Here is a 5,322-nt window from a genome sequence, read left to right as displayed (position 1 = left end):
GGTCACGCTCATTGGGCACAGCGGCCACCAGGCGCTGGAGGCCGCCGATGGCGCCCAGGCGCTGGCGCTGGTGCGCGCCGAGCGGCCCGACCTGGTGATCTCCGACATCCTGATGCCCACGATGGATGGCTACGAGTTTGTGCGCCAGCTGCGGGCCGACCACCACCTGTCGGCCACGCAGGTGATCTTTTACAGCGCGCACTACCGCGAACAAGAGGCCCGCAGCCTGGCACTGGCCTGCGGGGTCACACAGGTGCTGGTCAAGCCCTGCGAACCGCAGGACATCTTGGCCGCCATCGAGCAGGCGCTCACCCAGATTGAGCCCCGGCCTTCGGTGGCGCTGGAGCATGGCTTTCAGACCCGCCACCTGCAGCTCATGACCGACAAGCTCACCGTCAGCGTGGCCGAGCTGGAGGCCATGAACCGGCGGCTGGCCGCACTGACTGATCTGAACCTGCAGCTCGCCTCAGAGCGTGACCCGCTGGTGCTGCTGGCCAACGTTTGCCAGGGCGCCCGCGAGCTGGTGGGTGCCCAGTACGCCGTCCTGTGCGTGGTGCGCAAACACAGCGACAGCGCCATCACTTGCATCAGCGGCATTGAGCCCGAACGCACGGGGCCGCAAGACCGGCCCCTGGATCTGCCCTCGGTCTCCCACGGCCTGCTGGGGCAGTTGAGGGCCGCCCGCCGCTCCGAGCGGGTAGTCAACCCTGGCGGCAATCCCAGTGCAATCGGCCTGCCTGAGGGCTATCCGCCACTGCATACCGGGCTGATTGCGCCCGTCACTTCGCTCTCGCTCGCGTATGGGTGGATCTGCCTGGCCAACAAGGAGGGCGCCGAGGAGTTCAGTGCCGACGACGAAAAGGTCCTGGCCATCCTGGGCGCGCAAGTGGGGCGCATCTACGAAAACGGCAGCCTGTACATGGAGCTCCAGAAGCACGCAGAGCAGCTTCAGGTGGAGGTTTTCGAGCGCCAGCGCGCCATGGACGAGCTGCATGCCAGCAAGGACAGCCTGCGCCGGGCCCAGGCCCTGGCCAAGATCACCCATGTGATCAGCGGGCCCGATGGCACGTTTGAAAGCTGGCAAGACACCTTGCCTGACATCCTGGGTTTGCCTGCCGACGCTTTGCCCCGCTCCGCACGAGAGTGGCTGGCACTGGTGCACCCCCATGACCGTGGCACGTTTCGCGACCATGCGCTGCAGGCTGCACGCCAGAAGATCCGCGTGGACTTTACCTACCGCGTGCTGAACTCGGCAGGTGATCTGCAATACCTGCGGCAGGTGATGGAGCCACTGGACGACGACCAGGGCCGGGGCGAGGTGGACCGCTGGTTCAACACCATCCAGGACGTCACCAAGGAAAAACGCGCCGAGGATCAACTGCGCGAAAGCGATAGGCGCTTCAACACCATGCTCGACAAGGTCGAGATGATCTCGCTGATGCTCGACTGCACGGGGCAGATCACCTATTGCAACGACTATCTTCTGAGCCTGACGGGCTGGCAGCGCGAGGAGGTGTCTGGCGGCAACTGGTTCGAGCTGTTCGTTCCTCCCGAGACGGCCCATGTGCGCGATGTGTTTGCCGATCTTCTGGCCGACCGGCCCTCGGCCTGGCACTACGACAGCGAAATCCTCACCCGCTCGGGCGCGCGGCGCCTGGTGCACTGGAACAACACCGTGCTGCGCTCGGTGGGTGGGCAGGTGACGGGCGTGGCCTGCCTGGGCGAAGACATCACCGAGAGGCGTGAGGCCGAGCGCAAGATCAAGCGGCTCAACCGTGTGTACGCCATGCTCAGCGGCATCAACACGCTCATCGTGCGCGTGCGCCAGCACGACGAGTTGTTCCGCGAGGCCTCCCGCATTGCCGTGGACTACGGCCACTTTCGCATTGCCTGGGTCGGCCGAGTGGACCGCGGGGCACGGCGGGTGGTTCCCGTGGGGGTGTCGGGCGCTGAGGCCGACTTTGTGCACAACATCCACGACCGCCTGGGGCTGTTCGACGAGCCCACACCCGGCGAGAGCCTGGCTGCTGCGGTGGTCCGGTCAGGGCGTTCGGTGGTGTGCGACGACATCACCGACGACCCGCGCGTGATGCTGCGCGAGGAGTTGCTGGCGCGCGGCGTCGCCAGCATTGCCGTGCTGCCCATCCTCGTCGGTGGCGATGTGGTGGCCGTGCTGGCCTTGCTCGCGGACGAGGTGGATTTTTTCGACGAAACCGAGATGAAGCTGCTGAACGAGCTGGCCGGTGACATCGGCTTTGCCATGGACCACCTCGACAAGGAAGATCGGCTGAACTATCTGGCCTACTACGACGAAATCACCGGCCTGCCCAACCGCACGCTGTTCCTGGAGCGTACCGGGCAGCACCTGCGGCCCCGCGATGGTGCCAAGGCCCTGCAGGGCGTGGCGCTGGTGGATATCAGTCGCTTTCGCATCGTCAACGACACCCTGGGGCGGCAGGTGGGCGATGAGCTGCTCCAGCAGGTGGCATTGCGGCTGCAGCATGCAGCGGGCAACCTGCACGATGTGGCGCGCATCGGTATCAACAGCTTCGGCATCGCTGTGACCGAAGCCCGCGATGCCGGTGCTGTGGCGGTGGCGGTGGATCTGCTTATGCGCGCCTGTTTCGACACGCCTTTTGTGGTCGCAGGCACCGAGCTGCGCATGGCTTCCAAGGCCGGTGTGGCCTTGTACCCCATGGATGGGGCCGATGCCGAAACACTGCTGCGCAACGCCGAAGCGGCCGTGAACAAGGCCAAGGCGTCGGCTGACAGGCTGCTCTTCTACACCTCGGAGATGAACACCCGCGTGGCCGAGGCGCTGAGCCTGGAGGGGCGCTTGCGCGCGGCGCTGGAGCAGGGCCAGTTTGTGCTGCACTACCAGCCCAAGCAACACCTTGCCAGTGGCGCCATCTCGGGTGCAGAAGCCCTGATCCGCTGGAACGACCCGCTGCGCGGCCTGGTGCCGCCCGCGCAGTTCATTCCTATCCTGGAGGAGACCGGCCTCATCTACGACGTGGGCTGCTGGGCGCTGCGGCAGGCGCTGGCCGACAACCTGCGCTGGCGTCAGGCGGGGTTGGTGCCGCTGCGTGTGGCCGTGAACGTGTCCATCCTGCAGCTGCGGCACCAGGGCTTCATTGCCGAGGTGCGCGACGCCGTGGCGCACGACGCCGCCGCCGCCAGCGGGCTGGAGCTGGAGATCACTGAAAGCATGGTGATGGATGATGTGGAGCGCAGCATCCAGAGCCTGCACGCCCTGCGCGAGATGGGCATCACCGTCGCCATCGACGACTTTGGCACCGGGTTCTCTTCACTGAGCTACCTGGCCCGGCTGCCGGTGGACACGCTCAAGATCGACCGCTCGTTCACCATGAACATGGCCTGCGGGCCGCAGGGGCTGTCGTTGGTGTCCACCATTGTCAACCTGGGGCATTCGCTGGGCCTGAAAGTGGTGGCCGAAGGGGTTGAAACCGAGGACCAGTCCCGGCGACTGGCGCTGCTGGGCTGTGACGAGGTCCAGGGCTACCTGCTGAGCCAGCCGCTGCCTGCCAGCGTGTTCGAGCAGCGTTTTCTGCGCACCGCGGCGGATGTGGTGGAGCCTGTTCCAGTGTCCTTGCCGTAGTGATGCTATTTATTTGATAGCTATCAAGGCATGATGGTCGCGCGGTAACGGCCTTTTTTGCTTGAATTTTGGGGCTTAGCGCACGCGTTCGGTCTCTACCACCAGGTCCAGCACATAGACATGGCTGGGCGCATCGGCAGGCAACTGGCCGTTGCGTGCCAGCGAGTAGCGCTGCACCCGCAGCACATTGCGCAGGCCCGGCTCGTGGCGGTAGCCTTCGATCTCGCCCTGGAAGATGCGCCACTCGCCCACTCCTTGCCGGACGCCGTTGTCGGCATAGCGCACATCGCGTACACGCAGGCACTGGGCCTGGGGCATCAGCGGGTGATTGCAGGCCACACGCTCGGGGGCCACTTCCAGAAACTGGCGCTCACCAGCCGAGCCATAGCGCGTGGCGGGTGTGGGCGAGCCCATCAGCTCCCAGCGGCTGCCGTCGGCAAACCACACAGCCAGCTGCGCAGCGCCGGTGGCTGTGCCGCCCCGCAGTTCAAGACGCCGGGCCTGGGGCAGCAGGGTGGCTACACGCTGCTCCAGCGCCATCAGGTCGCGCTCGGCGCAGGCGCGTTTGGTGGACATGGGCGGGCCCACCTGCAGGCTTGGGCCGCTCAAGCTGTAGCCCGCGCTCATCGCGTTGCACAGGTTCTGCACCGACAGCTGCTGGTCCTCAAAGTGCAGGCGCAGCGGGCGCTGGCCCGCCAGCAGCCAGCCAGGCGCAGCCTGGCCACGGGCATCGTGAGCGGAGACAAGATCCCAGTCGTACGCCCGCAGCGTCTGGGCGAGGGACGGGGCTGTGTGGGACGAAGAAGGCGGGGGGGAAGAAGGAGAAGAGGGCTGCGACATGGGGGCTCCCTGCAGCGGGCTCCCGCAGGCCGCCAGCAGTGTTGCGAGGGTGGCGGCCACCAGGGCCTTGCCGAGGGCGGGGCGCCCGCCGCCAAGTGTGTAGGGTCGTTTCAGATGCATCCCGCCACCTTAACGGAAAAGCGCCCCGGGCAGAGTAGGAGAAGGCCGCTTGCGGGGACGCGGGCGGGCTTGTGCGTGGCCTCACCCAGCGCAGGCCCGCGTGTTGCCTTGTGCAAGCTTCAGCGTGCGTGTGCCCACGGCGGCGGCCAGGTGCGGGTCGTGGGTCACCAGCATCAGCGCGGCGCCGGTGTCTTGCACCGCACTCAGCAGCACCTGGATGGCCTCCTGCTGCGTGATCGGGTCCAGGCGCGAGGTGGGTTCGTCGGCAAAGAGCAGCGCCGGTTGCGCTACCAGCACCCGCGCCAGCGCAATGCGCTGCAGCTCGCCGCCCGACACCTGATCGGGCTTGCGGGCCAGCAGGTCCTCGGGCACGCGCAACTGCGCCAGGCGTGTCTGCACGGCCTTCCAGTCGCAGCGGTGCAGGCGGGCGGCATCGCGCAGCGACTGGGCCAGGCTGATGTGTGGGGCAAACGAGCCCACAGGGTCCTGGTAGAGCTTTTGAAACGCATGCGGGCGCAGCCGGGCGCTGCGCTCCACGCGGCCCGTGTCGGGTGCCACCAGGCCCAGCAGCACATTGCCCAGCGTGCTTTTGCCGGTGCCGCTCGGGCCTTGCACGGCAACGCGCTCGCCGCTGCGGATCTGCAGGTCCATGGGCGCAAACAGCTGCTGCGCGCCGTAGGTTTTGGAAATGCCGTGCGCCTGTACCACCAGCTCGCCCACCTGCGGTGGGGCAAACGGCAGCC

3 protein-coding genes are annotated in these 5,322 nt (G+C 66.9%); 1 reads left to right on the top strand and 2 read right to left on the bottom strand.

Translation table 11 applies throughout. The annotated features are described in order from the left end of the window. A partial coding sequence (locus tag DBR12_RS18640) for an EAL domain-containing protein (RefSeq protein ID WP_233244878.1) occupies positions 1-3,619 on the top strand: 3,619 nt, incomplete at its 5' end. A gap of 75 nt (positions 3,620-3,694) precedes the next feature. Here the strand turns inward: DBR12_RS18640 and DBR12_RS18635 are convergent. Beyond that, on the bottom strand, positions 3,695-4,579 hold the full coding sequence (locus tag DBR12_RS18635; protein WP_108618626.1) for an META and DUF4377 domain-containing protein: 885 nt from the start codon (positions 4,577-4,579) through the stop codon (positions 3,695-3,697). An 81-nt stretch (positions 4,580-4,660) separates the two neighbouring features. Next, a partial coding sequence (locus tag DBR12_RS23195; protein WP_233244876.1) for an ATP-binding cassette domain-containing protein occupies positions 4,661-5,322 on the bottom strand: 662 nt, incomplete at its 5' end.

The sequence above is a fragment of the Acidovorax sp. HMWF029 genome, from assembly GCF_003060895.1.
In the GTDB taxonomy this organism is placed as follows: domain Bacteria; phylum Pseudomonadota; class Gammaproteobacteria; order Burkholderiales; family Burkholderiaceae_C; genus Acidovorax.
Note: the sequence above shows the minus strand (reverse complement) of the source record. Positions and strands in the feature narration are given on the sequence as shown.

Coding starts and splice junctions, on each gene's coding strand:
- DBR12_RS18635 (WP_108618626.1), bottom strand. CDS start 4,579: ATGCATCTGAAACGACCCTACACACTTGGCGGCGGGCGCCCCGCCCTC.